The 25,990-nt window shown below is 71.8% G+C and carries 19 protein-coding genes; 3 read left to right on the forward strand and 16 right to left on the reverse strand.

Going from position 1 to position 25,990, the window contains the following annotated elements; genetic code table 11:
- Positions 1-13: 13 nt before the first annotated feature.
- From hypE to ACFT4A_RS28390, 9 genes are all read right to left on the reverse strand, one after another.
- The gene (gene hypE, locus ACFT4A_RS28350; protein WP_382835236.1) at positions 14-1,084 is read right to left on the reverse strand and encodes a hydrogenase expression/formation protein HypE; all 1,071 of its coding nucleotides are present in this window, start codon (positions 1,082-1,084) and stop codon (positions 14-16) included.
- Positions 1,077-2,219, reverse strand: coding sequence for a hydrogenase formation protein HypD (hypD, locus tag ACFT4A_RS28355; protein ID WP_382835239.1), 1,143 nt, complete (start codon positions 2,217-2,219; stop codon positions 1,077-1,079). Before hypD ends, hypE begins: the two co-directional genes overlap by 8 nt.
- A complete protein-coding gene (locus ACFT4A_RS28360; protein WP_356949379.1) occupies positions 2,216-2,497 on the reverse strand; it encodes a HypC/HybG/HupF family hydrogenase formation chaperone in 282 nt (93 codons plus the stop codon). Before ACFT4A_RS28360 ends, hypD begins: the two co-directional genes overlap by 4 nt.
- A 3-nt stretch (positions 2,498-2,500) precedes the next feature.
- Positions 2,501-4,825: a carbamoyltransferase HypF gene (gene hypF / locus ACFT4A_RS28365; RefSeq protein ID WP_382835243.1), complete on the reverse strand. Its 2,325-nt coding sequence runs from the start codon at positions 4,823-4,825 to the stop codon at positions 2,501-2,503.
- Positions 4,822-5,559, reverse strand: a complete 738-nt coding sequence (gene hypB, locus ACFT4A_RS28370; protein ID WP_382835246.1) for a hydrogenase nickel incorporation protein HypB — start codon at positions 5,557-5,559, stop codon at positions 4,822-4,824. The genes hypF and hypB overlap by 4 nt, the downstream gene beginning before the upstream one ends.
- Before the next feature lie 49 nt (positions 5,560-5,608).
- Positions 5,609-6,196, reverse strand: a complete 588-nt coding sequence (locus ACFT4A_RS28375) for a hydrogenase maturation protease (protein WP_382835250.1) — start codon at positions 6,194-6,196, stop codon at positions 5,609-5,611.
- Positions 6,193-7,929 (reverse strand): hydrogenase maturation protein, encoded by a 1,737-nt coding sequence (locus ACFT4A_RS28380; RefSeq protein WP_382835252.1) that lies wholly within the window; start codon positions 7,927-7,929, stop codon positions 6,193-6,195. The genes ACFT4A_RS28375 and ACFT4A_RS28380 overlap by 4 nt, the downstream gene beginning before the upstream one ends.
- Before the next feature lie 77 nt (positions 7,930-8,006).
- Positions 8,007-9,497 (reverse strand): family 43 glycosylhydrolase, encoded by a 1,491-nt coding sequence (locus ACFT4A_RS28385; protein ID WP_382835255.1) that lies wholly within the window; start codon positions 9,495-9,497, stop codon positions 8,007-8,009.
- A complete protein-coding gene (locus ACFT4A_RS28390) occupies positions 9,494-12,754 on the reverse strand; it encodes a hypothetical protein (protein ID WP_382835258.1) in 3,261 nt (1,086 codons plus the stop codon). Before ACFT4A_RS28390 ends, ACFT4A_RS28385 begins: the two co-directional genes overlap by 4 nt.
- A 267-nt stretch (positions 12,755-13,021) precedes the next feature.
- On the opposite strand from ACFT4A_RS28390, the gene ACFT4A_RS28395 reads away from it, so the two are divergent.
- On the forward strand, positions 13,022-14,650 hold the full coding sequence (locus tag ACFT4A_RS28395) for a family 43 glycosylhydrolase (protein ID WP_382835261.1): 1,629 nt from the start codon (positions 13,022-13,024) through the stop codon (positions 14,648-14,650).
- Here ACFT4A_RS28395 and ACFT4A_RS28400 read toward each other — a convergent pair.
- Genes ACFT4A_RS28400 through ACFT4A_RS28425 form a run of 6 tightly spaced genes read right to left on the reverse strand, consistent with a single transcriptional unit; the run spans position 14,568 to position 22,443 of the window.
- A complete protein-coding gene (locus ACFT4A_RS28400; protein ID WP_382835264.1) occupies positions 14,568-15,302 on the reverse strand; it encodes a TetR/AcrR family transcriptional regulator in 735 nt (244 codons plus the stop codon). The two genes, ACFT4A_RS28395 and ACFT4A_RS28400, sit on opposite strands and share 83 nt — an antisense overlap.
- A complete protein-coding gene (locus tag ACFT4A_RS28405) occupies positions 15,269-17,275 on the reverse strand; it encodes a CocE/NonD family hydrolase (protein WP_382835267.1) in 2,007 nt (668 codons plus the stop codon). Before ACFT4A_RS28405 ends, ACFT4A_RS28400 begins: the two co-directional genes overlap by 34 nt.
- Positions 17,272-19,020 (reverse strand): dipeptide ABC transporter ATP-binding protein, encoded by a 1,749-nt coding sequence (locus ACFT4A_RS28410; RefSeq protein WP_382835270.1) that lies wholly within the window; start codon positions 19,018-19,020, stop codon positions 17,272-17,274. The genes ACFT4A_RS28405 and ACFT4A_RS28410 overlap by 4 nt, the downstream gene beginning before the upstream one ends.
- Positions 19,020-19,904, reverse strand: a complete 885-nt coding sequence (locus tag ACFT4A_RS28415) for an ABC transporter permease (protein ID WP_382835272.1) — start codon at positions 19,902-19,904, stop codon at positions 19,020-19,022. The genes ACFT4A_RS28410 and ACFT4A_RS28415 overlap by 1 nt, the downstream gene beginning before the upstream one ends.
- Complete coding sequence (locus ACFT4A_RS28420; RefSeq protein WP_382835274.1) at positions 19,901-20,857, reverse strand: ABC transporter permease; 957 nt, start codon at positions 20,855-20,857, stop codon at positions 19,901-19,903. Before ACFT4A_RS28420 ends, ACFT4A_RS28415 begins: the two co-directional genes overlap by 4 nt.
- 2 nt (positions 20,858-20,859) lie before the next feature.
- A complete protein-coding gene (locus ACFT4A_RS28425) occupies positions 20,860-22,443 on the reverse strand; it encodes an ABC transporter substrate-binding protein (RefSeq protein WP_382835276.1) in 1,584 nt (527 codons plus the stop codon).
- Positions 22,444-22,644: 201 nt separating this feature from the next.
- On the opposite strand from ACFT4A_RS28425, the gene ACFT4A_RS28430 reads away from it, so the two are divergent.
- Together ACFT4A_RS28430 and ACFT4A_RS28435 are read left to right on the forward strand one after the other, a co-directional pair.
- Entirely contained in the window at positions 22,645-23,403 is a 759-nt protein-coding gene (locus tag ACFT4A_RS28430) for an IclR family transcriptional regulator (protein WP_382835278.1), read from the forward strand.
- Positions 23,404-23,519: 116 nt separating this feature from the next.
- The gene (locus ACFT4A_RS28435; RefSeq protein ID WP_382835280.1) at positions 23,520-24,734 is read left to right on the forward strand and encodes a PP2C family protein-serine/threonine phosphatase; all 1,215 of its coding nucleotides are present in this window, start codon (positions 23,520-23,522) and stop codon (positions 24,732-24,734) included.
- On the opposite strand, the gene ACFT4A_RS28440 is transcribed toward ACFT4A_RS28435, so the two are convergent.
- Positions 24,701-25,963 (reverse strand): acyltransferase family protein, encoded by a 1,263-nt coding sequence (locus ACFT4A_RS28440; RefSeq protein ID WP_382835283.1) that lies wholly within the window; start codon positions 25,961-25,963, stop codon positions 24,701-24,703. The two genes, ACFT4A_RS28435 and ACFT4A_RS28440, sit on opposite strands and share 34 nt — an antisense overlap.
- Between the last annotated feature and the right edge of the window lie 27 nt (positions 25,964-25,990).

Here is a 25,990-nt window from a genome sequence, read left to right on the forward strand (position 1 = left end):
GTCGCATGCCCGGTCAGCAGATGCGCGGCAACTGCTCGCCCAACGGCAGATCCACCACCCGTGTCCCGCCCAGACCGGTGGCGACCACCACCATCCCGGGGTGCTCGGCGACGCACTCGCCGATCAGCGTGGCCCCGGCACCCTGCGGATGGGCACGCATCGCCGCGAGCACCTCGTCCGCCGCCGACGGGGGCACGAAGGCGACCAGCCGGCCCTCGTTGGCGACGTACAGGGGATCGAGCCCGAGGAAGCCGCAGGCGTTCGCCACGGCGTCCGGCACCGGAACGGCCCGCTCCTGAAGCCGGACCCCGGTCCCGGAAGCGCGGGCGATCTCGTTGAGGGACGCCGCGAGGCCACCCCGGGTGGGGTCGCGCAGCACATGGATGTCCGGCGTGACGGCCAGCATCGCCGCCACCAGATCCGCCAGCGGCGCGGTGTCGCTGGCGATCTCGACCCCGAACTCCAGCCCCTCCCGCACACTCATGATCGCCACCCCGTGCAGACCGATCGGCCCGCTGACGATCACGACGTCACCCGGCCGCGCACGCTGAGGCCGGATGTCCACGCCGTCGGGCACGAGCCCCACCCCGGCGGTGGTGACATACACCCCGTCGCCGTGCCCGGACTCGACGACCTTGGTGTCACCCGTGGCGATCGTGACCCCGGCCGCCTTCGCCGCCGCACCCATGGCGCGCGCGATCCGCCCGACGACGCTCAGCTCCACGCCCTCCTCCAGGACGAACGCGGCGGAGAGGTAGGCCGGCCTGGCGCCGCTCATCGCGAGATCGTTGACCGTGCCGTTGACCGCGAGGTCACCCAGGCTGCCGCCCGGGAAGAACAGCGGCCTGACCACGTAGGAGTCGGTGGAGAACGCCAGCCGCGCGCCGCCCAGTTCGAGGACGGCGGAGTCGGCCAGAGCGGCCAGGGTGGCATTGCCGTAGGCGGGGACGAAGACCTGCTCCATCAGCTCCGCCGACAGCGCGCCTCCGCCGCCGTGCCCCATCACCACCACCGGCTGGTCGCGCAGGGGAGCGGGGCAGGTCCAGTTCGCCGGGTCGACGGTGTCGGCGAGTTGTTCAGGCAACGGGATTCATCTCCTCCCGCGCGGCCCGATCGGCCTGCGGTGTCGCGGCGTTCATCCGGCGGTACAGGTAGTAGGCCGCGCAGGCGCCCTCGCTGGAGACCATGGTGGCGCCGAGCGGGGTGCGCGGGGTGCAGGTGGTGCCGAACGCCTCGCACTCGGTCGGCTTGATCAGCCCCTGGAGCACCTCGCCGCTGCGGCACTCGGCGGGCTCCTCGGTGCGGATGCCGGTGACGTCGAAGCGGTGCTCGGCGTCGTACGCGCGGAAGGCGTCGGTCAGCCGCCAGCCGCTCAGCGGGATCGGCCCGATGCCGCGCCAGTTCCGGTCGGTGACCTCGAACACCTCCTCGATCATCCGCACCGCGGCCGGATTGCCCTCCTCGCGCACGGCACGCGGGTAAGCGTTCTCCACCCGGTGCTCACCGCGCTCCAGCTGCCGGACCGCCAGGCGGATGCCCTCCAGGATGTCCAGCGGCTCGAAGCCGGTCACCACCATCGGTACACGGAACCGCTCGGCCAGTTCCGGGTACTCCGCCATGCCCATCACGCTGCACACGTGCCCGGCGGCCAGAAAGCCCTGCACCCGGCAGGCGGGCGCCGTCATGATCGCCTCGACGGCCGGGGGCACCCGCACATGGGAGACCAGCAGGCTGAAGTTGGTCAGCCCGAGTCGTCGCGCCTGGTGCACGGCCATCGCGTTGGCCGGGGCCGTGGTCTCGAAGCCGATCGCGAAGAACACCACCTCCCGGTCCGGGTGGCGACGGGCCAGTTCCAGGGCGTCGAGCGGCGAGTAGACGACCCGTACGTCGCCGCCCTCGCCCTTGACCCGGAACAGGTCGCGGTCGGTGCCCGGCACGCGGAGCATGTCGCCGAAGGAGCAGAAGATCACGCCGGGCCGCGAGGCGATCTCCAGCGCCTTGTCGATGACGTCCAGGGGCGTGACACAGACGGGGCAGCCGGGGCCGTGGATCAACTCCACCTGTTCGGGCAGCAGTTGGTCGATGCCGTGCCGGATGATCGAGTGGGTCTGCCCGCCGCACACCTCCATCAGGGCCCACGGCCGGGTGGCGGTGGCTCGGATCTCGTCCAGCAGCCGCCGGGCCAGATCGGGGTCGTTGAACTCGTCGATGTACTTCACGCCGTTCCCGCCTCCTTCGCCGCCTGCTCCCAGGCGTCCCCGAACTCCTCCTCCAGCAGCCCCAGTTCCTCGAAGAGCTTCAGCGAGGCAAGAGCCGACTCCTCGTCCAGCCGCTGGAGCGCGAAACCGACATGGACGATGACGTACTCACCCACCCGCACATCGGACACGTACTCCAGGCACGCCTGCTTCTGCACTCCGCCGAAGTCGATCAGCCCGGTGAGCGGATCCGCGCTGTCGTCGATGGACACGACCTTTCCGGGCACTGCCAAACACATGGGTCACTCCTCCTGTCGTAGATGCGCCGCGACCATCAGCTGGCCGAGGGCCAACCCGCCGTCGTTCGGCGGGACTTCGCCGTGGCGAAGCACCGCGAAGCCGTCTTCGGACAGCAGCCGCGCGCACTCCTCCTCCAGCAGCGCGTTGGCGAAGACCCCGCCGCTGAGAGCGACGGTGACCAGGCCGGTGTCCTGACGCGCACGCCGGCAGATCTCCGCGACGGCCCTCGCCACCGCACGGTGGAAGCGGGCGGCGAGCACGGGGGCCGGGGTGCCGCGCCGCAGATCGGCGACGAGCGCGTGCAGCACGGGCGCCGGGTCGTACGTACCGGCGGCGAAGCCGAAGTCGTAGGCCGAGGCGCCCTCGCCCCAGGCCGCAGCGGCGGCGGCCTCCAGCTCCAGGGCTGCCTGGGCCTCGTACCCCGCGCGATGGCACACGCCCACCAGGGACGAGACGGCGTCGAAGAGCCGGCCCATGCTGGAGGTCGCCACACAGGCCACGCCGCGCGTCAACTGACGCTGTACGACGGCCAGTTCATCGGCCGCGCAAGCGGTCACACTCGGCAGGTCCGCGTCCCACGCCAGGCCCGCCGCCCACAGCCGGGCCAGGGCCAGGCGGCACGGGTTGGCCACGCCCGCGTCCCCGCCGGGCAGCGGGGCGGGCGCCAGACGGGCGAAGCGCCGGTAGCCGGAGTAGTCGGCGAGCAGGATCTCGCCGCCCCAGACGGTGCCGTCGTCGCCGTAGCCGGTGCCGTCGAAGGCGACGCCGATCACGGGCGCGGTGCCGTCGAGGCCGTGCTGGGCCATCGCCGAGGCGATGTGCGCGTGATGGTGCTGGACGAAGACGGGCGCCAGCCGGTGGGCTCGCCTCCGTGCCCACCGCGCGGAGTGGTATCCGGGATGCCGGTCGGCGGCGACGAGCTCGGGGGTGATGCCGGTCAGCGACCGCAGGTGCGCCTCGGCCCGCCGGGCCGCCTCCAGGGTGCTCAGATCGCCCATGTCCCCGATGTGCGGGCCGAACCAGGCGTGGTCGCCCTCGCCGAGGCACAGGGCGTTCTTCAGATCCCCGCCCACGGCGAGCGTCGGGCGTACCGGGACCGGCAGCCGCAGCGGGCGGGGCACATACCCCCGGGACCGGCGCAGCACCTGTTCGGTGCCGTCGGGGCGTACCCGCAGCAGCGAGTCGTCGCAGGGCGAGGAGATGGGCCGGTCATGGGCGAGCCAGGCGTCGGCCAGACCGGCCAGCCGGGTCAGCGCCTCGTCGTCGTCCGTGACGATCGGTTCGCCGGAGCGGTTGCCGCTCGTCATGACCAGCACGCGCGGGCCGGGCGGATCGCCGGGCAGACCGAACAGCAGGGTGTGCACGGGCGTGTAGGGCAGCATGACGCCGAGGTGCGGGCTGCCGGGACAGACACCCGGCGCGAGGCCCGCCCGCTCCGCTCGCCGCCGCAGCAGGACGATGGGCCGCCGGGCGCTGGTGAGGGCGGCCAGTTCAGCCGTGGTGGGGTCGGCGATCCGCCGTACGGCGTCGAGGTCCGCGCACATCACCGCGAACGGTTTGCCGCCGCGCGCCTTGCGGATGCGCAGCGTCTCGACGGCCCGTGCGTCGGTGGCGTCACACGCCAGGTGGTAGCCGCCGAGGCCCTTGACGGCGACGATCCGCCCGGCGGCCAGCAGCGCCCGCGCCCCGGCCAGGGCGTCGGCGTCCCGGGCCGGGCGGACGTTGCCGCCGGAGCCGGGCACCAGACGAAGCCGGGGGCCGCAGCCGGGGCAGGCCACGGGCTGGGCGTGGAAGCGCCGGTCGCCGGGATCGCCGTACTCCCGGGCGCAGTCGGCACACATCGGGAAGCCGGCCATGGTCGTGACCGCCCGGTCGTACGGCATGCCCGTGGCGATCGTGAAGCGGGGCCCGCAGTGGGTGCAGGTGACGAACGGGTGCCGGTGGCGGCGGTCGGCCGGATCGGCCAGGTCCCGCAGGCAGTCGGGGCAGGTCGCCGTGTCGGGCGGGAGGAGGGTGCGGCCGGGGGAGCGGTCGGTGGAACGGATGCTGAAGGCGTCGTCGGCGCCGCTGACGGGCAGGTCCTCGAATCCGACGCCGGTGACCGTGGCCAACGGCGGCGGCTCCAAGGCCAGCCGGTCGCAGAAGTCGGCGACGCCCTCCGGCGGTCCCTCCACCTCGATGAGGACACCGCTCGCCGTGTTGCTCACGAACCCGGCGAGCGCGAGGTCGGTGGCCAGGCGGTGCACGAAGGGGCGGAACCCCACGCCCTGCACCGTGCCGCGCACGGTGACGCGGCGGCGCACCGCCTGAGCGGCGGGCGCCGTCACGAGACGAGGCCGGCTTCGGTGCCCTCGTGGGAGTGGGAGTGCGGGCGGGGCGCCAGGGGAGGCCGGTGGACCGGGGCACCGTCCCGTACGGCGAGTACCCGCTCCAGGAGGGTGTCGACACCGTCGTCGGTCCGGGCGCAGGAGAACAGCAGCTCCACACCGGGGTTGACCCGCTGGACGTTGGCGGCGAAGGCGGCCTGGTCGAAATCGGCGGGCCCGGCCAGATCGACCTTGGTGAGTACGACCAGATGGGCGGACCCGAAGGCCGTGGGGTACTTCAGCGGCTTGTCCTCGCCCTCCGTCACGGCCATGAGCACGATCCGCAGGCTCTCGCCGAGGTCGTAGGAGGCCGGGCAGACGAGGTTGCCGACGTTCTCGACGAACAGCAGCGAGGTGCCCTCGGGCAGCCAGCTCTCCACATGGCCGCGCAGCTGCCGCGCCTCCAGATGGCACAGCCCGTCGGTCAGCAGCTGCTTCACCGGGGCTCCCGAGCGGGCCAGCCGGTGGGCGTCGTTCTCGGTGGCCAGGTCGGCGGTGAGCGCGGCCACCGGAAGGCCCCGCCGCACCGCCCTGGCCAGCACCCGCCCGAGCAGTTCCGTCTTGCCGCTGCCCGGGCTGGACAACAGGTTGACCACGCTCACGCCACGCCGGGCCAGCTCCTCGCGCAGCCCCGCGGCCAGGGAGTCGTTCTTCGCCAGGACGGCCTGGGTGACCTCGTCCACGGAATCGCACATGGAGCCGCTCCTCGCGGTCGGTAAGGACATCGGTAGGGAAATCAGTCCGCTACCGATCCTCCGCGCCACCGCTCACCGTGCCCGGCAGCCCGGCCGACGACAGGGCGCCGGATTCGTCCGGGCGGCTCAACGCGGGCGTGGCACCCGGGTCCGCGAGCAGCTCCGGGACCATGGTGTGCAGCGCCGCGACAGCCCGCCCGACCGCCTCGCGCACCGTCGCGCTGATGCCCGGAGCGATGTCCTCGTCGGCGGGTGCCCGCAGCTCGGGCTCGCAGGCCAGGACGAGGACACGCGGCAGCGGCTCGTCGCCCAGGTGGGCGGCCAGGGCGAGGACCTTCGCCGGGTCCATGCCGTGCGCCTCGGGCGGGGCGCCCCCCGAGGCAGCGTCGGGCAGGTCCGGCTCGACCAGCGACAGGGTGCCCGGCGCGTGTCCCCGCACCGCCGCGTCGACCAGGACGGCCGTGTCGTAGCCGTCGAGCAGTGCGTACGCCAGATCCATCCCGCGGATGCCGAAGTCCCGCACCCGCACCTCGGGCGGCAGCGGGTTCCGCTCCAGGGCGCGGATCACCTCGGGGCCGAAGGCGTCGTCCGCGAGGAAGATGTTGCCGACACCGGCGACGAGCAGCCGCGCACTCATCGCGCGCCTCCCAGGGGCCTCGGGGAGCCGGTCGGGAGCTTGCGGACGAAGGCGGACCGCAGCGCGTGGTACGGGGCCTGACGGTCGAAGAAGATCGTGCGCATGCGGGCGAGTTCGGTCCGCCGGTACTCGGCCAGCGGGCGCTGCAGCTCGTCCGCGTGACGAGCCGTGGTCTTCGCGGTGATCCGGCCTGCGAGATCCGGGTCGTCGGCGAGCACGGCAGCCAGTCGCTCGACCTCGGGCGTGAACTCGTCCGGCCGGCCGGGCACCAGACGATCCACCAGCCCGATCCGTGCCGCCGTCGCGGCGCTGACCGGCAGCGCCTCGCTGGTCAGCCGCTCGGCCGTCTCGGCTCCCACGCGGCGCGGCAGCGAGTACGTCCAGTACTCCGAGCCGTACAGGCCCATGGTGCGGTAGTGCGGGTTGAGGACGCTGCCCGTGCGGCACCAGACCTCGTCCGCGGCCAGGGCGAGCATGACGCCGCCGGCCGCCGCGTTGCCGCCGAGCGCCGAGACCACCAGCCGGTCGGTGGTGCGCAGCACGGCCTCGACCAGGTCGTTCATGGCGTTCAGGTTGGACCAGGACTCGCCCGCCGGGTCGCTCGACGCCTCGATGACGTTGAGGTGGATGCCGTTGGAGAAGAAGTCACGGGCGCCGCCGAGCACCAGCACCGAGGTGGGGCGGCTGAGCGCGTACCGGTAGGCGGCCAGCAGCCTGCGGCAGTGGGTGGTGCTCATCGCCCCGCCGGGGAACGAGAAGCTCACGAAGCCGACCTCACCGTGCTGCCGGTAGCGGATGTCGGTCCAGGTGCCGCGGTCCGGGGGCAGTTCGAGCGGCGCGGCGATCTCGGGCAGCCAGTGCGGGCGGTCGCTCGAGATCGGCATGCCGTGGGATCCGGGCGGGGCCGGGAAACCGGCCAGGACCGAGGCCGCCGGGCGGCGGAACGGCGCAGGGTCGCCGGAGCTCTTGCGGGGGCGCAGCTCCGGGATCCACACCGCGCCGTCCCGAGTGGCCCGGCAGACCGCGCCGGACCGGGTCGCGAGCAGCTCCCCGGGCTCACCCCGCAGCCGGTCCTCGGGATGCCCGCCGTGCAGGAACACCTCCCGGCCGCAGATCTCGTCCCGGACGCCGGGCTGCGAGTCGGCCCCGCGGAGCTTGCGCAGCACCGTCCGGGTGGTGTCCCGCTCCCAGTCGATCCGCCGCTGCTCCTGGCGGAAGAAGTCCCGCCACACCACGTCGATCCCGGGCTCGCTCTGCGGGCGCGGTTTGTACGAGCCGTCGGCGTAGCGCCGCACGGCCTGGAGGACCGCGGCGGTCGCGGCGTCGGCGACCTCGTTGCGGTAGACGTTGCTCTTGCCCGCGGGCGGCACGGGGAAGGACCCGTCAGCCCACACGTCGCCCGCGTCCATCGCCGCCTCGGCCTGAAGCACCGTCACGCCCCACTCGGGCGCCTCCTGGGCGATCGCCCAGTCCAGGGAGGAGGGACCCCGGTCGCCGGGTGGTCCCGGGTGCACGATCAGGCAGGTGTGCTGCTGCCACACGTCCTCCGGCAGGGCCGTCTTCAGCATCGGGGCGACGATCAGGTCCGGGCGCACCTCCTGTACGGCGGCCCGGACCGCGTCGGCGCCGTGCGAGGCGAGGACGACGTCCACCCGGTGCCCCTCGTCCGACAGTTCCGCGTACACACGCTGGGACAGGCTGTTGAACGCGCTGGCGACAAGCAAGATGTCCATGACATGGCATGCTCGCCGTTCGGACGAGGGCCGAGAAGGACCACCGCGGCGTTTCGCGGCCCTCGTCCGCTTCCGGGCTACTCTCCCGACGGTGCGGTCAGCGGGACGCCCAGGCCCACCGGGGTGCCGAAGTTCGGCGTCCCGTCGGCGTTCCAGGTGAACTTCTGTGCTCTGGTGGAGCGGTTCATGTCGCAGCCGCCGCCCGCGGAGCTGTTGGCGTGGTACACCATCCAGTCCTCCGTGCCGTCCGGCGACTTGAAGAAGCCGTTGTGGCCGGGGCCGTACACCCCGTTGGCGTTGGACCGCTGGAACACCGGGTTCGGTGACTTGGTCCAGGAGGAGGAGCTGAGCGGGTCGCCGCCGTTGTAGGTGAGCATGCCCAGCTTGTAGTCGGGTGTGGAGCAGTGGCTGGCCGAGTAGACGATGAACGTCTTCCCGTTCCGCTGCAGTACCTCGGCGCCCTCGTTGACCGCGCCGCCCACCGTCTCCCAGCCGTACGTGGGGGTGGAGAGGATCCGGCGGGTGCCGCTCGCGGTCCACGGGTTGGACAGTGGCCGGATGAACATCGGCTGCGAGCCGTTGTAGAAGGTGCCGAGCAGATACAGCTTGCCGTTCAGCTGCAGGATGCCCGGGTCCAGCTCCCAGGTGTTGTCCTGCGACGGGTCGAGCAGATCGGCCTTGAAGGTGTAGGGGCCCATCGGGTCCTGGCCGGCGCTCTCCAGGACATGGATCCGCTGGGTGCCCAGGTCGAACGGCTCCCGCCCCGCCGTGTAGTAGAAGTACCACCGCTTGCCGTTCGGGCCGTCGAGCAGATGGAACTCCGGGGCCCACATGGTGCCGGCGCCGTTGGGCCTGGTCAGATTGAAGATCACCTGTTCGGCGGCCGTGGCGAGGCCTCCCAGGGTGCGGGACTTGCGCATGGTGACCGTCGAGTTCCACGTCGTGGTGGCGAGGTAGTAGTAACCGTCGTGGTAGGTCAGCCAGGGGTCGGGGCCGCGCTGGGCGATCGGGTTGGTGAAGGTGCCCGGGCTCGTGCCGTCGCCGGTGAAGCCGGCCAGGCGCCACACCCTGCCGTTCGCGGCGGAGCACGGCAGCTGCACCAGGCCGGTGTTCGACGCCGACGAACCCCCGCTCGGCGTCACGCACTTGCCCGAGGCCGTGGAGACCACGTTGAAGGCCTTGTCGGCGCCGCTCACCGGCACCAGCCGCCACTGCTGGTTGGTGGCACCGTGGCAGGGCCACTGGATGACCGTGGCGTTGTCCGCGGTGGACGCGCCGGAGACGTCGACGCACTGCCCGGACTGCGTGGTGATCGTGTACGTGTCACCCGAGCCGGAGACCGGAGCGAAACGGAAACTCTGGTTGGCGCCCGAACCGCACGAGAAGGCACGCAACTGCGTCCCGTTCGTCGACGAACCACCCGGCAGATCCAGGCAGTTGCCGCCGTTCTGATTCACCCCCGTCGACGTGAACGCGACGGCGGCGGCAGCGGGCTGCGGCGCCGCAAGGAAGGCGACCACCATGGTGAGGACGCCGAGGAGCGCGGACAGACATCTGAAACGGGTCACGGGCCGTACACCTTCGCTTCGAGGAGGCCGACGGAGTTGCTGCCGTTGCTGGTGAGCTGCACACGCAGCCGTGTGGTGTTCGTCGCGGTGAAGGTGACCGCGTTGTACTGGTTCTTCGCCACCGGGTAGCCGCTCGCGCCGGGCACGTCGACATAGGCGCTGCCGTTCCAGTACTGGAGCTTCCACGAGGCGGGCATGTCGATGCCCTGGTCGTCGTCGAAGAAGTACACCTCGGCCTTGTTCACCGTCTTCGCCGACGGCCAGGTCAGCTCGGCCCACTGCTGCCCGGTCTCGGGCCAGGTGCCCCAGCGGGTGTTGACGGTGTCGTTGGACGAGGGCGGATCGACCCCGTCGTTGATCGCGGTGACGTTCTCCCAGGAGGAGGTGTACGAGGCGGACGCCGTCGCGGACGTCGCCAGGTTGGCGGGTGGCTGGGCGCCGCCCCGGTTGTGGACCTTGATCTCGGTGAGGCCCGTCTTCGCGCCGGAGGCGTTCGTCGCCAGGACCCTGACGCGCTGGGCGCTGATCGCCGGGAACCGCACCAGGTTGTAGTTGGCGCGGGGCGCGGCCGGGCTCTTGGTCTGGCCGTCGGCGTTCACCCAGGTCGTGCCGTTGTGGTACTGGATCGTGTACGAGGACGGCGCCCGGTACGTCGTACTGGCGGGGCGGCTGTCCTTGAAGTACAGGCGCACCTCGTTGAGCGTCCGGGTGGTGCCGAAGTTGAGCTCGTACCAGTCCTGGCTGTTCGAGGAGCCGCCCGCGCCCCAGAACGGCTCATTGGTGGGAAGCCCGTCGACCGCGCCCGAGACGGCGCTGCCCGACCCGGTGTGGGAGGCGGACGCGGTCGCCCCGGAGGCGAGGTCGGCCGGGTCGCCGGTCAGGTCGACACCGGCCTTGGCGAGCATGTCGACCATGCGCGGACTGTCCTGCACGACCTGGTTGGGGGCCTTCAGCCCGGAGACGGCCGTGCGGTGGGTGACCGTGCCCTTCGTGGTGACCTCGCCGCTGGCCGGGTCCCAGGTGAAGGGCACCAAAGAGCTGACGGTGGCGGCCCGGGTGCCGTTGACGTAGATCGAGTAGCCCTCCGGGATGCCGGGGTAGCGCACCACGCCGTCGGCCGGGTCGTCCCAGACGACGGACAGGTCGGCGCCCCGGTAGCGCAGGTTGTTGACCGTGAAGTGGGACCAGCCGATGTCGATGGGGGACAGCTCCACCTTCGCGTCGCTGCGCGGCCGCAGCCCCGCCACGTCCTCGATCACCGTCCAGTTGCTGCTGCCCAGGATGTTGTGGTGGATCCACGAGCGGTAGTTGACGGAGCTGCCGTTCCAGTCGGCCCAGAACTCGTTCGCGTCCGGCCACTGGGTGTTGCCGCCGACGTACTGCGCCCAGGTGTTCCAGTAGAGGAGCTTCTTGTAGTCGGTGGCGTTCATCCAGGAGTTGGAGTAGTTGCGCAGCACCGAGGAATACAGCCGGAACTGGACGGTGGAGTTGATGGTGGAGAAGTTGTTGGAGCCCGGCTCCCCGGCCTCGGCCGCCGCCTTCTTGTCGACCTGGTTGGCCGTGTAGAAGGGGAAGATCGGGTACTGCGCCGGGTCGTCGAACAGCCGCAGGGCCTGCTTGTACGTCGCCGTGTCGGGGACGGCGCCGACCGAGAACGGGTAGTAGTTGTTGATCTCCTTCCAGGGCACCCACTCGTTGGTCGACTTCAGCCGGTGCTCGAACAGCTGCCGGTTGGGGTTCCAGAGCACGTTGACGATGGCGTCCTTGATCTGGTTGGCGAGGGTGCGCATCTCACTCGCCTTGGCCGTGTTGCCGGTCGCCTCGTAGGCCTGCGCGGCGGCCAGCGCCCCGCTGTACTGGTAGGCGGACTCGGCGCGGTCCATGTTGCCGGGCTTCCAATGGAAGGAGACCGCGTCGGCGTCGTTGCCCGTCAGAGCGCCCCAGTCGTACTCGATGAGCTTGTTGTTGTCGCGGTCGTAGTGCGCGAGCTGGCCCTTGACGTCGCCCTCCGCGTAGCGGGCGAGGCTCGCGGCGATGCCCGGCTGGCCGCCGTGGATCTGGTAGCTCTTCCACGCCGCCTCGGCGATGTACTGGGTGTAGCTGTTGGACCAGTTCTCCGGGTCCCCCGGGTTGTCCAGGAAGCGGCCGCCCTTGGAGGTCTGGCCGACGCTCAGCCAGTCCCCGTAGGCGTACGACGGGTCGCGCAGGTACTTCAGGTCGTCGATGTGCATCGGCTGGGTGAGCGCGATGGCGTTGTTGTAGCCGAGGACGCCCTCGGTGGAGGTCGGGAACTGGAACGTCTGCCCGGGGATGTCGGCGTCCAGGTGGTTGAAGCGCATCAGCCACCAGCGGTAGTAGATGTTCTTCTTGATCGCGGGCTCGGGCACGTCGATGTACGGCACGTTCTGCGCCCACCACCGGTTGTAGGCCTTGACGTGGGTGGCGAACGCGGTGGCCGCCGAGTAGCCCGCGTAGGCGTCGTACTCGCTCCGCGACTCGGGGATCTCGTCGGTGACGAAACCCATCACGACCTTCGCGGTCACCGTGGCACCCGCCGCGACCGTCACGGACCGGTTGAGGCCGCCGCTGGAGACCGCGAACCCGTCACCGGTCAGCCGGGGGCGCAGCGTCGTGAGGTTGTTGTAGGCGTTGACCTGCCCGGTCAGCTCGCTGCCACTGCCCGAGGTGGCGTAGGGCGAGGTAGCCCGCAACTGGAGCGTGGTGGAGGACGAGCCGCTGTTCTTGATCGACAGGTTCGTCACGGCCACGTTGTTGTCCGTGATGAACTTCGTCTGGTCGACCGTGACCGAGCCGCTGGTGTGCACGCTCTTCCAGTGGCTGGGCGTCTGCCGGCGCTGCGCGACCTGTTCGGTGAAGGTCCCCGGGGTGACCGCGACGGTGTAGGCGTTGTCGCCGTTGATGTTCTCCCAGTAGGCGACCTTGCCGCCGAAACCGAACCGGGCCGGGTCGTGCTCCTTCATGAACAGTGCGCGTCCCCGGCTCATCAGCCAGGGACCGGCCGGATCGTTGCCCGAGCGGGCGAGCAGCCGGTCCATCCAGAAGTCGGTCCCCGAACTCTCCGCGTCGTAGATCGCCCGCATCATGTCGCCCGACGTGTGGGCGACGGGCGGGGCCGGGATCGCGGGGCCGCTGAAGCTGGGGAACCCTATGGTCTGCGCCGCCGCGGCCGGGGTGGCGGGGACCACGCAACAGACGGCGAGTACCAGTGCGGCCAGGAGGATCTGCGGTCTTCTCATCGGAGCTCCCTGTCCGGACCTGCAGAGCACGGAAACGACCTAAAAGGTTTTCGCAACGTAAGAGCGAGCTGATGAGGTGTCAAGAGAGGTGCGTGATAACGGAGTTGGTGGGCCGGGTGAGGGGGTGCGTCCGGAGAGTGGATAAACGGCGTGGTCGGAGCCCCGGAAAACCTTTCAGGCCGGCGTTGCTCGCGAACGTATTCGACATTACGGTCCTGCGGTGATCACCCGGCGCACGCCGGAGCGGGCGTCACGAGGGGACATCACATGCGAAACCGGCCGGCAGGCGTCATCCGCAACCCCGTGCTCCCCGGTTCCCACCCGGACCCGTCGATCCTGCGGGTGGGGCCGGACTTCTACCTGGCCACCTCGACGTTCGAGTGGTACCCGGGCGTGCGCCTGCACCACTCCACGGACCTGGTGCACTGGCGCCCCCTCGGCGGCGCCCTCGACGACACCCGCCTGCTCGACCTGACCGGCTGCCCGGACTCCGGCGGCGTCTGGGCGCCCAGCCTCACCCACACCGAAGGCCTGTTCCACCTCGTGTACAGCAACGTCTCCACGTATGTCGGCGGCTTCACCGACTGCCCCAACTATCTGATCACCGCTCCCTCCATCGAGGGCCCCTGGTCGGATCCGGTACGGATGCACGCCCGGGGCTTCGACGCCTCCCTCTTCCACGACGGCACGGACAGCCGGCTGCTGAACCTGGTCCACGACTGGCGCCCCGGCCACGGCGGCTCGGCGGGCCTGGAGGCCCGGCGCTACGACCGGGCCGCACGCCGCCTCGTCGGCGACCCCGAGCGGATCGAGCTGCCGCCGCAGTCCGGCTGGATCGAGGGCCCGAACCTCTACCGCCGGGGCGACTGGTACTACCTGCTCACCGCGGACGGCGGCACGGGCTACGACCACCAGGTCACCGTCTCCCGCTCACGCACCCTGGCGGGCCCCTACACACGCGACCCCGACGGCCCGCTCCTCACCGCCCGGGACCACCCCGACCTGCCGCTGCAGAAGGCCGGGCACGGCAGCCTGGTGGAGACCGGCGACGGTGACTGGTACCTGGCCTATCTCGTGGCCCGGCCCCTCGGGCGGCGCGGACCGTGCGTCCTGGGCCGGGAGACGGCACTGGCACCCGTGACCTGGACCGCCGACGGCTGGCCCCGCGTCGAGAGCGGCCTGCCCGCGCTGGAAGTGCCGGTCGGCATCTCCAGGGCGGACGAGGGTCAGGAAGACGGCACCGACGGATTCGACGGCCCTGCCCTGGGCCCCCAGTGGTCGACCCTGCGCCGACCTCCGACTCCAGACTGGGTCTCGCTCACCGAACGCCCGTCCCACCTCCGACTCCGGGGCGGCCGGTCACCGCAGAGCCTGGTCGAACCCAGCCTGGTGGCCCGCCGCGTCACATCGGCGCGCTGCTCTTTCGAGGCGACGATGGAGTACCGGCCGGAGGCGTTCCAGCACCTGGCCGGGATCACCGCGTACTACAACACCCGGAACTGGCACTACCTGTACGTCACCGTGGATGACGCGAGCCGGCCGGTCCTGCGCGTCGCGAGCTGCGACCGGGGTGTGCTCCGTGTCGATGAAACCGGCCAGGCGCAGCTCGGCTCCGCCGCACGACTGCGGCTCGGCCTCGACTTCGACGGGGCCGACCTACGCTTCCGGTACGACACCGGCCGGGGCTGGGAGCCCTTCGGTGCCGTCCTGGACGCCACGGTCCTGTCCGACGAGCACGCCGAGCACATCGAAGACGGCCAGATCCGCGCTCTCGGCTTCACCGGCGCGTTCGTCGGCCTGTGGGCCTGGGACCTCAGCGGGGGCGGGCACCCTGCCGACTTCGACGAGGTGACGTACCGGGCCGGGGAACGAGCTCCCGTTCGATCAACCGGTTGAGGTGGTGCCGTGCCTGCTGCGTGGTCAGGGGCGGTGCCTGGCGCAGGCGTTGCAGGGCGAGGCCGTCGGCGAGGGCGGCGAAGCGGGCCGTGAAGCCGTCGAGGTCGTCGCCGGTGAACTCGCCGTCTGCGACGCCCCGTTCGGCCAGGGCGCGGATCTGCCGGTGCCAGGCCGCGTACCGGTCGGCCTGCCCCCGGGCGAAGGTCTCGTCCGTGCTCTGCTCGCCCGCGTGCCAGAAGTCGAACCACATCCGCCAGTGCCGGTCGGTGTCCTCGGTGAACAGCGCGTCGACGAGCAGCCTGAGCGCCTCGGCCCCGCTCGTCGCGTGCTCGGCGGCCTCGCTGAGCGCCGCGTAGTACTGCTCGATGTGCAGCACCATGGCCTCGGAGAGGACCTCCTGCACACTGTCGAAGTGGTACGTGACCGTGCCGACGGACACCCCCGCCGCCGCTGCCACGTCGCGCACGCCGACCGACTTGTAGCCGCGCTCCGCGATCAGCGGCACGGCCGCGTCGACGATGAGACGCCGCCGCACCTCGGTGGGCTGCCGGGTCCGGTCCCGGGCGGCGACGGCACGGCGCGGGCTCTTCCCGCCCTGCCGGGGCTGCTCGGCGGCCGTCATCCCGACGTCCTCGGGGTGGTGCGGTGCCATGCGCGCTCGGCCACTGTCTCTCCGTTCCCCCGCGCCTCGATACGGCTGTCCATGATGAACTCCGCGGCCGTGGCGCGCAGCTCCGTCCGGGCCATGATCTCAGCGTCCCAGTCGTCCCCGCGCCGCAGCCGGATACGCCACTCGGAGACGGCCCGCGCCGACAGCGAGTCGTCGGTGCGGATGGTGTACGTCTCGCGGGCGCTCTCCTCGTAGCGCAGCCCGTCCGGGTACGTCCGGGACCCCCCGTATCCGGGGTCGACGTCCAGGGTCCACTCGCCCTTGGCGATGTCGTGTGTGACCAGCCGCTCGGGGCGGGGGTCCGGGGGAGAGTCGTAGGTGACCGCCATCGGTACCGCCTGCTCCGGTTCCTCGAAGCGGACGGTGACCTCGTCGGCGGCCTCGCGCACGGGCAGCAGGACCGCGCTGTCGGCCGGGACGACGTGCAGCGCCCCGCGTTCGCCGTGCGGCCACACCCAGGGCCAGTACGCGTCGGAGACGGCGACACGGACACGGTGGCCGGGCGGGAAGGCGTAACCGATGCCGTTGAGCTCGAACTCGACGTCCTCGAACGTCCCCGGAGTCCACTCGACGGCGTGCTCGCGGCCCTTCCTGCTGAGCAGGTTGAGCACGCCCCGGGTGACGAGGGTTGACGAGCCGTCGGGAGCGACGTCGCACACGCGGGCGATGACATGGGCCCGCGGTGTGTCGCTGTCGAGGCGGAGCCGGACACGCGGCCGGCCGAGGATCTCCACGCGCCGGTCCAGGGGCGCGGAGTCGAAGCAGACGGACCGCCCGTCCTCCTCGCGCTGGTCGGGCGGCAGGTCGGCGGCGTTGCCGAACGGGAAGAAGCGGCCGGCGTCCAGGCCGGTGTGCAGCGGAGAGCGCACGAGGACCGGGTCCCGGCTCTCGCCGAGCGGCCGGGTGTCCCAGGTGACGTCGGGGCTCGGCCACTCGGCGTCGCTCACCCAGCGGCCGGGCATCTCCTCGTGCGACGGGGAGGGCGGTACGGGGTCGTTCAGCCAGGCGCGCAGCAGCGGTTCCGCCATGACGCCCGTGTCGACGCCCTTGAGGTGCTGGTCCCACCAGCGCAGGGTCTCCTGGAGGAACCCGATCGCCGGGCCGGGCGGCAGTCCCCGGTCGGGGTACTGATGCGACCAGGGGCCGACGATGCCCCGCACCTGATCGCCGGGGAGGTGCTCCACGAGCCGCAGCACGGTGTCCCGGTACGGGTCGTTCCAGCCGCCGACCGCGAGCACGGCCGCGTCGATCGCCGTGTAGTCCTCGCAGACGCTGCCGTGCCGCCAGTAGTCGTCGCGCTGCTGGTGCTCCAGCCAGGTGTGCAGGAAGGGTTCCAGCGCGTCCAGGCGCTCGCGCCACAGCGGCAGCCAGCGGTCCGCGCCCACGTTCGCGGGGTCCGGCGGGCGTGCGGTGAAGGCCAGCATGGTGCCGGCCCACGCGAGCATGTCGATGCCGAGGACGGCACCGCCCGTGTAGTGCACGTCGTTGTCGTAGCGGTCGTCGGTGGAGCAGACCGTCACGACCGCCTTGAGCGGCTCGGGGGCGAGGGCGGCGATCTGGAGGGAGTTGAAGCCGCCCCAGGAGATGCCGAACATGCCGACCTTGCCGGTGCACCAGGGCTGCGCGGCGAGCCAGTTGACGACGTCCACGCCGTCCGCGAGTTCCTGGGCGTCGTACTCGTCGCCGGGCGTGCCCTCGCTGTCCCCGTGGCCTCGGACGTCGACCCGGACGGAGGCGTAGCCGTGCCCGGCGTACCAGGGGTGGCGCTGGGCGTCGCGCGGGGCGGTCCAGTCGCTCTTGCGGTACGGCAGGTATTCCAGCAGCGCGGGGACGGGGGCGGACTCGGCGTCGGCCGGGCGCCAGATCCGGGCGTGCAGGCGGGTCCTGCCGTCCCGGGTGGGGATCCACACGTCCTCGCGGACGACCTGGCGTTCGAACCGGTCGCGGTACTTCACGAAACTCCTTCTGCGACGGGAGAGGTCGGGTTGTCCTCGGGGGTGTCGGCGGGCCGCCAGCGGCGCGAGCGGTGGCCGTCGCCGTGGTCGGTCCACACCTCGCCCTCCTGGGCCGCGTCGTTCCAGTCGGGGGCCGTCTCCACCGGCGGCCGGGCGTCGGGGTCGGGTTCGAGGGCGGCCGCCATCAGCTGTCGTGTGTAGGGGTGCCGGGGATCCGAGAAGACGGCTTCCGTCGGGCCCTCCTCGACCACGACACCGCCCCGCAGGACGACGACACGGTCCGCGATGCCCCGGACCACGGCCAGGTCATGGCTGATGAACAGACAGGCCAGGTCGCGTTCCCGGCGCAGGTCGTCGACCAGGTGCAGCACATCGGCCTGGACGGAGACGTCCAGCGCGGTGGTGATCTCGTCGGCGATCAGGACGTCCGGCTCGCCCGCCAGCGCCCGTGCGATGCCGATGCGCTGCCGCTGGCCGCCGGACAGCTGGGCGGGCAGCCGGTCGGCGAAGGCCGGGTCCAGGCGTACGTCGGCGATGAGCCGCCGGGCGCGCTCGGCCGACTCCGCCCGGCCGCCGGCCGTGCCGAAGAACCGCAGCGGACGCCGGACGGCGTCGCCCACCGAGCGCCGGGGGTTGAGCGAGGTGTCCGCGTTCTGGAAGACCAGCTGCACCCGCCGCCGCAGGGACATCGGCCGCCGCTGAGCGAGCCGGGCCAGATCGCCCGACTCGTGGGTCATGGTGCCGCCGGACGGGGTGCGCAGCCCCGCGAGCGTCCAGGCCAGCGTGGACTTGCCGCTGCCCGACTCGCCGACCAGGGCCAGGACCTCGCCGCGCCGGACCTCGAAGGAGACCCCGTCCACGGCACGGGAGCTGCCGTAGTCGACGGTGACGTCACGGGCCGAGACGGCGACCGGCGCGTCCTCGGGCACGACGGCCCTCGGGCGGATCTCGCGCTCGCCCGACTCCCGTACGAGAGCCAGACCGGCGTCGTCCAGACGGGGCACGCTCGCCAGCAGCCGCTTCGTGTACGGCTCCCGAGGTGTCGCGAACAGCTGCCGGGTGGGCGCCGACTCCACGACGCGGCCCGACTTCAGCACACACACCTCGTCGGCCAGGTGCGCGACGACGCCCAGGTCATGGCTCACCAGCACGGCCGCCAGGCCCAGTTCGTCGCGCAGGGCGGCGATCAGGTCCAGCACGCCCCGCTGGGTGACGACGTCCAGGCCGGTCGTCGGCTCGTCGAGGACCAGCACCTTGGGGCGGGCGGCGATGGCCATGGCGAGGGCGACGCGCTGCTGCTGGCCGCCGGACAGCTCGTGCGGATAGCGGCGGGCCAGCTCGGCGGGGCGCGGCAGCCGGACCTGGTCCAGCAGGTCGGTGACGGGGATGTCGCCGCCCGCCTCCGCTATCTGCCGGCCGACGCGCATCGAGGGGGTCAGCGCCTGGCCCGCGTTCTGGGCGACCATGGCGACCGTCCGGCCGCGCAGCCGCCGCAGCTCGGGCGCGGACAGGGCGAAGACGTCCCGGCCGTCCACCGTCACCGACCCGCCGGTGACCTGGGAGCCGTGCCGCAGATGCCCGAGCAGGGCCGCGGCGAGGGTCGACTTGCCGCTGCCGGACTCGCCGACCAGCGCGAGCGTCCGGCCCGCGGCGGCCTCGACCGACACCTCGTGCACCACGGGTATCCGACGGCCGCCGGAGCGGTACGCCACGGACAGGGAGTCGACGGAGACGAGCGGGGTCATCACAGGCCCTCCCTGATCCGGTCGACACCCCAGGCCTTGGAGAGGCCGTCGGCCGCGAGATTGAGTCCGATCACGAGCGTGGCCAGGGCGATGATCGGCGCGACGCTCGCCATCGGCACGACGGTGATGGCGGTGCGGTTCTCGGCGACCATCAGGCCCCAGTCCGGCGTCGGCGGGTCGGCGCCGAAGCCCAGGAACGACAGCGAGGAGATCAGCAGCACGACCCAGGAGGCGCGCATCGCGAACTCGACGCACACCACGTCGACGATGTTCGGCAGGACCTCCCGCCGCAGGATCGGCCAGGTGCCCTCCCCGCGAGCCCGGGCGGCGGTCACATAGTCGGCGGGCACCACCGCCAGGGCGGCGCCGCGCACCACCCGCACCACCTGCGGGACGAACACGACGGCGACGGCGAGGACGATGACGGCCGGTCCGGTGCCGAGCGCGGTCACGACCACGAGCAGCGCCAGCACCGCCGGAATGGCCAGCACGGCGTCCAGCACCCGCCCGATCAGGTCGTCGAACCAGCCGCCGCGCAGGGCGGTCGCGCAGCCGATGACCGTGCCGAGGGCCACGCTCACGACGGTGGCGGCGACGGACACCCCGAGCGCGTACCGGCCGCCGTACAGGACACGCGCGAGGACGTCGCGGCCGTACTGGTCGGTGCCCGCCCAGTGCTCCCCGCCCGGACCGAGCAGGGCCTGCGAGGCGTCGCCCGCGATCGGGTCGTAGGAAGTGAGCAGGGGGGCCAGCAGCGCGATCACGACATGGACGGCGACGATCGCGAGCCCCACGACGGCCGCCCGCGAGGAGCGCAGGGTGCGCCAGACTCGGGCGGCGCGCGAGGCCGGGGCGTCGGCCCGGACGGTGTCGAGCGTGGTCATCGGGTCCTCCCTCGGGTGCGGAGCCTGGGGTTGAGGGCCATGGCGCCGAGGTCGGCGGCGAGATTGCACACGACGTAGACGACGGCGCTGATCAGGGCGATGGCCTGGATGACGGGCAGGTCCCGGTTCTGCACCGAGGAGAGCATCAGCTTGCCGATGCCCGGGTAGTTGAAGACGTTCTCGACGACGGCGACGCCGCCCAGCAGCCAGGCCACGTTGAGCGCGATCACGTGCAGCACGGGCAGCAGGGCGCTGGGCAGGGCGTGCCGGGTGACGACCCGCCAGGTGGACAGGCCCTTGAGGCGGGCGGTGGTGACGTACTCGCTCGCCATCACGTCGATCACCGAGGTGCGGGCCATGCGGACGATGTAGGCGGCCATCACCACCGCGAGGGCGAGCGCCGGGAGCCAGACGGCGGGCAGGAGCTGGCCCACGGTGGCGTCGGGGCCGTAGAGGACGACCGCGGGGAACCAGGGCAGCGCGACCGAGAAGCACAGCACGAGGACGGTGGCCACGACGAACTCGGGGACGCTCATGCCGACGAGACTGACCGTCGAGATGAGGTGGTCGGGCCAGCGGTCGCGGTAGAGCCCGGCGAGGATCCCCAGCAGCAGCGAGCCGGTCACCGCGAACAGGATCGTGAGGGCGGCGATGAGCATGGAGTTGCCCAGATACTGGGTGACTTCACCACCGACCCCCGTCCCGGAGACGAGGGACGTGCCGAAGTCGCCGTGCAGGGCGCCCCACATCCAGTCGCCGTAGCGTTCGAAGGCGGGCCGGTCCAGGCCGAGGCTGCCGCGCAGTTCGGCCACCGCCTGCGGGGTCGCGTCCTTGCCGAGGACCTGGGTGGCGACGTCCCCGGGCAGGGCCTGGACGGCGAGGAAGACCAGCAGCGAGGAGAGCAGCAGCGTGCCGAGCGCGGCCGCGATCCGGCGGGCGACGAAGGAGAGCATGGTCAGGCCCCCTTCAAGCCGATGCCGAGGTAGTCGAACTCGAAGCCGTGCTCGGCGTAACCGCGCACCTTGCGCGAGATGCCCACGAGCCGGTCGGCGAACATCGGGGTCATCGCACCGCCCTTGTCGATCACCCAGGTCTGCGCCTCGCCGTAGAGGTCACGGCGCCTCGCGTCGTCGGTCTCGGCACGCGCCCGGTCGAGCAGGGCGTCGAAGCCCCGGTCGGACCAGGCGGTCTCGTTGTACGAGGAGCCGCCGCGGAAGACCTGGTTGAAGAGCTGGTCGACGGGCCGGCCGGTGTACCAGTAGGTGGCCATCAGCGGCTGCTTCATCCAGATCTGTGTGTAGTACGAGTCCGCCGACGCCGTCTTGACGCGGATCCGGACGCCTGCCCGCTTCGCCGACTCCTGGTAGGCGAGCGCCATCGGCGTGAAAAGGGGGTCGTACGCCGAGGTGTACAGGTCGACGGCCAGGTTCTCGTGGCCCGCCTGCTTCAGCAGGAACCGCGCCTGCTCGGGATCGTGCTCGGGGTGCGCGGAGATGTGCGCCGGGTCGTCCGGGGGCACGGGGTTGTCCCAGCCGGGCCTGCCCGCGCCCTGCAGGGCGGCCTTCACGATGTGCTCGGGGTCGTAGGCGAGCTTCATGGCCCGGCGGACGCGGACATCGGTGAAGGGCTTGTCGGTGGTGAGCATCGGCAGCACGTACCACTGGCCGTTCTTCACCCGGGCGATGGTCGCGCGGTCGGAGGCGGCCACGACGCGGGCGGTGGCGAAGTCCAGGTTGGTCTGGGACAGCAGGTCGACCTGCCCGGCAAGCAGGGCGTTCGAGCGGGCGGACATGTCCGCGACCGAGTAGAAGGCGATCGCGTCGAGCACGGGGCGGCCCGCCCAGTGGTCCCGGTACGCGGTGACGCGGCCGGGGCCCGCCGGTGCGAAGGACTCCAGCCGGAACGGGCCGGTGCCTATGCCGGTGCGGCCGATGGACTTCCCGCTGCCCTCGGGGACGACGTAGCAGTTGTAGTGCGTGAGCAGGCTCGGGAACTCGGCGTTCGGCGACTTCAGCGGCACCACGAGGGTGTGCGCGTCGGGTGTGCGCAGCCGCTCCGGGTCGACGAGCGGGGCGAGGACGCCGGCCTGCGGGGACGCCGTCGCCTTGTCCAGGATGTGCCGCAGCGTGTAGGCGGCGTCGGCGGAGGTGAAGGCCCGGCCGTCGTGGAAGGTGACGCCCTTGCGGAGCCGGAAGGTCCAGGTGCGTGCCGTGCTGTCCGGCTCCCACGACTCGGCGAGATCGGGAGCTACCTCGCCGTCGGCGCCGATGCGGACCAGCCGGTTGTAGAGGGCGCCCAGGTACTCGTAGGCGGACAGGGAGCCGGCCGGGTCGAGGGTCTCGGCGTCGGAGGCGGGCGGACGCGCGATCCGCAGGGTTCCGCCGCGGTCGGGCGCGCCGCGCTGGGCGGCGGCCGGCAGGACGGGTGCGGCGGTGGCGCCCGAACAGCCGGACAGCAGCCAGGACGCGCCGAGCGAGGCCGCACAGGCGGTGCCCGCGGCGAGCACCGAGCGGCGCCCCGGGTGGTGCATGCCGGACATGAACCGACCTTCCCTGTCGCTATTCGTTCACTGAACGATTGAGTGAAGTCCGTGAACGATAGCGAGCAGGCGGTTTCCAGCCAACCCTTCCGGCTGTGAAGAAGTCGTCACAAACGCAACGACTGCTCCGGGCCCGAGGATGAGCCGGGGCGGACGGCCGACCGCCTTGCCCCCGCCGTACGGCTGACGCACGCTGGTCCTATGGCTGAGCAAGCCGGCCCTACGCTGATCACGTCCGTCCAGCGGGCCATGCGTCTGCTGGAGGCGGTCAGCGCGCACGAGAACGGCGCGCCGGCGAAGCAGCTGGCACGGGAGACGGGCCTGCCCCTGGCCACCGCCTATCACCTGCTGCGGACCCTCGTCCACGACGGATATGTGCGGAAGCTGGACGACGGCGGGTTCGTCCTCGGCGACAAGCTGCAGACGCTGCGGACCACCGGCCGGGCGCAGGCGCTGCTCAGCCGGGTCCGCCCCACGCTCGGCGCACTCCGGGACGAGCTGGCGTCAGCCGCCTACCTCACCTTCTACGAGGAGGGCGAGATCCGGGTCGCCGAGATCGTCGACGGCCCCGGGACGCCCCGCGTCGATCTCTGGGTGGGCTTCGAGGACGCGGGGCACGCGACCGCACTGGGCAAGACCGTGCTCCGTGAACTGGACGAGGAGGCCCGCAAGGACTACCTCTCCCGTCACCAGCTCGCCGACCTCACCCCGCGGACGATCACCAGCCTCCCGGAACTGCTCCGACGGCTGGACACCGAGCCCATGGCCCCGGCCGTCACGGACCTCGAGGAGTACGCCCTCGGCACGGTCTGCGTCGCCGTCCCGGTCTACAGCGGGGACACGCTCGGGTCCCTCGGTGTCTCCCTGCCGGTGAACCGCTTCTCCCGGCTGCAGAAGGTCCGGGAGCGGCTGCTCCCGACCGCGAGCCGGGTGACGCGGAGCCTTTCGCTCACTATCTGAAAATCCGCTCCTTGCCGGTGCCCCAGGTCACCCCTTTATCTGGATGAAACAGACATTTCAGGGGTGTGCTTCTCGGATTCGCGCCCCGCGCACAGGTGAGGGACCCGGATACCAACATGAGCCATGCGCGTGACCTCGGTGCCGACCACAGGCCTGCCGGGCCGTCCAGAAGCCGAGTGGCCGGTGCCGGGGATTCGGCCCGCAGACGCGCCCTGGCGCAGCTGGCCGCCGGTATGCCCGTCCTGCCCGTCCTGGTCGTCACAGCCGTCCTGCTCGCCGACCTCGCCGACGGCGCGGGGATGATCTGGCTGCCCCTGCTCGCCGCCGGCCCCGCGCTCGCGGCCACCACCAACGGACCGCGAGGTGTCGTCTGTGTGGGGCTCCTCGCCGCGGTGCTCGGCGCGCTGCTCGGGGTCCGGGACGGCGTTCCGAGCCGTGAACTGGCCGCCGTGCTGTCGGCTCTGATGGCCGTCACGCTCGCGAGCGGCTGGGCCAGTGTCCTGCGCGGGCGCCGCGAACGGGTGCTCGCGGCAGTCCGCTCGGTCGCGGAGACCGCCCAGCACGCGCTGCTCAGGCCCGTACCGGCGATCGTCGGTCCCTTCCAGGTGGCCGTCCGCTACAGCGCCGCGGCCGCCGAGGCCCGCATCGGCGGCGACCTCTACGCACTGATACCCACCCGGCACGGGGTGCGGCTGATCGTCGGCGACGTACGCGGCAAGGGCCTGCCCGCCGTGGGGACGGCCGCGCTGGTGCTGGGCGTCTTCCGCGAGGCCGCCCATGACGAGCCCGACCTGCTCGCCGTGGTCGAGAGGATCGAGCGCAGCCTGACACGCAACCTCGGCCACGACGACTTCGTCACCGCCGTGGTCGCCGGATATCCGCCGGGCGGGCATCTGGAAGTGGTGAACTGCGGGCACACGCCTCCGCTGCTGGTGAGCGCCTCGGGGAGCGTCACACCGGTCGAGCCCGACCTGCCGTCCCCGCCCCTCGGACTGCGCGCCCTGGCCGGCCACGCGCCCGGCCTCCAGGAGCTGCCGTTCGCCGACGGCGACCAGCTGCTGCTCTACACCGACGGTGTCACCGAGGCCCGCGACCACGGCCGGACCTTCTACCCGCTCGCCGAAGGTCTGGAGCGCCATGTCTCCCACGAGCCGGCCCGCACCCTCGGCGCACTCCACGACGAACTGCTGGCCCACGTCGGCGGACGGCTGCACGACGACGCGGCCCTGCTCCTGATCCGCAAGCCCGCCACATCCGAGGCAGGAGTCGCGGCGGCGATCGATCCGGGCAGCACGGCTCAGGTTCCGGCGTGCGAGGCGGGGTGCCGCTGACGCTCGTCGCGTGGCCGGAGGCGGTGGGTGAGCCGGCGGCCCCAGGCCCGGCCGGGCACTTCGACACAACGGTGGGTCAGCAGGCACAGGGGAAGCAGCACGCCGAAGAACGCGACTTCCAGCGCGAGACTGTCCTGCCGCCGTCGGCCCATCGTGCCGTCGATCACCGCCAGCAGCACCGGATGCACCAGATAGACCGAGTAGCTGATCGTTCCCAAGACGGTCAGTATCCGGGGTGCGCGTCGGCGGCGGGACCACAGCCCTGCGCCGAAGGTGACCACGGCCAGCAGGAACGCGACGATCCAGCCGCGCCGCGTGAAGTGGTCACCGTCGCCGTACCGGTAGGCACTTCCCACGGCACAGGCGACCACCAAGAGAGCAGTTCCGGCCACGTCGCGCCAGGTGCTCTGACCGTGCTCGGCACGGTAGACGGCGGTGCCGAGGAACATCACGGCGAGAATCACCAGGCCCTCCCACAGCGGGACCGTGCCGTTGAACAGGACCAGGACGAACGCCAGGACCCCGCCCAGCACACCCCCGAACACCCGCGGTGCGGGTGAGCCGGAACTCGCGCAGCCGATGGCGACCACCATGGCCATCGAGGCGAACGCGACCAGCGGGCCAGTGCCGACGACGCCGGACAGGGCGGAGACCGGCAGTACGACCCCTGCCGCCACACTCACGGCGGCGAGCGCGGCCAGGACGACCGAGACCGTCGCTGACCGCTGGTGCAGACGGACGGTGAACAGGGCGACGACGAGCAGGTAGAAGGACATCTCGTACGAGAGCGTCCACAGGACGAGCAGGAGATTGGGTGTCCCCAGTAACTCCTGGAGCATCGTGGCGTGGGCGACCGCCACGGTGACGACGCCCTGCCCCCCGAAGTCACGCACCTCCGCGACGCCTATGAGGCCGAGGGTGAGAAGCACGGCGACGACGGCTGCCCACAGCGGATACACGCGGAAGATCCGCCCGATCCAGAACGTCCGGACGCAGCCCCGGCGCTCCAGCGAGGCGGGGATGATGTAGCCGCTCACCAGGAAGAACACCATGATGCCGTAGCGACTGGTGTTGAACTCCGGCATCAGCTCCCGCCGGAGTTCCGGGACAAAGGTGTACGACGAGTGGTCGAACACCACGACGAGCGCCGCGATGCCGCGCAACGCGTCCAGCCAGCCCGACCGCGAGGGATGCGTCGGGACGGCGGGGACGAGGGGTGGGGATTCCATGCGGCCGAGTTCAGCGGCTGGATCATT

This window comes from Streptomyces sp. NPDC057099, from assembly GCF_042671245.1.
In the GTDB taxonomy this organism is placed as follows: Bacteria; Actinomycetota; Actinomycetes; order Streptomycetales; family Streptomycetaceae; genus Streptomyces; species Streptomyces purpurascens.

Bases quoted from the DNA above. Each gene is read 5' to 3' on its own strand.
- ACFT4A_RS28410 (WP_382835270.1), bottom strand. From the start codon at position 19,020: ATGACCCCGCTCGTCTCCGTCGACTCCCTGTCCGTGGCGTACCGCTCC.
- ACFT4A_RS28420 (WP_382835274.1), bottom strand. From the start codon at position 20,857: ATGCTCTCCTTCGTCGCCCGCCGGATCGCGGCCGCGCTCGGCACGCTG.
- hypB (WP_382835246.1), bottom strand. From the start codon at position 5,559: ATGTGCGATTCCGTGGACGAGGTCACCCAGGCCGTCCTGGCGAAGAAC.
- ACFT4A_RS28395 (WP_382835261.1), top strand. From the start codon at position 13,022: ATGCGAAACCGGCCGGCAGGCGTCATCCGCAACCCCGTGCTCCCCGGT.
- ACFT4A_RS28440 (WP_382835283.1), bottom strand. From the start codon at position 25,963: ATGGAATCCCCACCCCTCGTCCCCGCCGTCCCGACGCATCCCTCGCGG.
- ACFT4A_RS28415 (WP_382835272.1), bottom strand. From the start codon at position 19,904: ATGACCACGCTCGACACCGTCCGGGCCGACGCCCCGGCCTCGCGCGCC.
- ACFT4A_RS28430 (WP_382835278.1), top strand. From the start codon at position 22,645: ATGGCTGAGCAAGCCGGCCCTACGCTGATCACGTCCGTCCAGCGGGCC.
- ACFT4A_RS28425 (WP_382835276.1), bottom strand. From the start codon at position 22,443: ATGTCCGGCATGCACCACCCGGGGCGCCGCTCGGTGCTCGCCGCGGGC.
- ACFT4A_RS28360 (WP_356949379.1), bottom strand. From the start codon at position 2,497: ATGTGTTTGGCAGTGCCCGGAAAGGTCGTGTCCATCGACGACAGCGCG.
- ACFT4A_RS28390 (WP_382835258.1), bottom strand. From the start codon at position 12,754: ATGAGAAGACCGCAGATCCTCCTGGCCGCACTGGTACTCGCCGTCTGT.
- ACFT4A_RS28380 (WP_382835252.1), bottom strand. From the start codon at position 7,929: ATGGACATCTTGCTTGTCGCCAGCGCGTTCAACAGCCTGTCCCAGCGT.
- ACFT4A_RS28435 (WP_382835280.1), top strand. From the start codon at position 23,520: ATGAGCCATGCGCGTGACCTCGGTGCCGACCACAGGCCTGCCGGGCCG.
- ACFT4A_RS28375 (WP_382835250.1), bottom strand. From the start codon at position 6,196: ATGAGTGCGCGGCTGCTCGTCGCCGGTGTCGGCAACATCTTCCTCGCG.
- ACFT4A_RS28400 (WP_382835264.1), bottom strand. From the start codon at position 15,302: ATGGCACCGCACCACCCCGAGGACGTCGGGATGACGGCCGCCGAGCAG.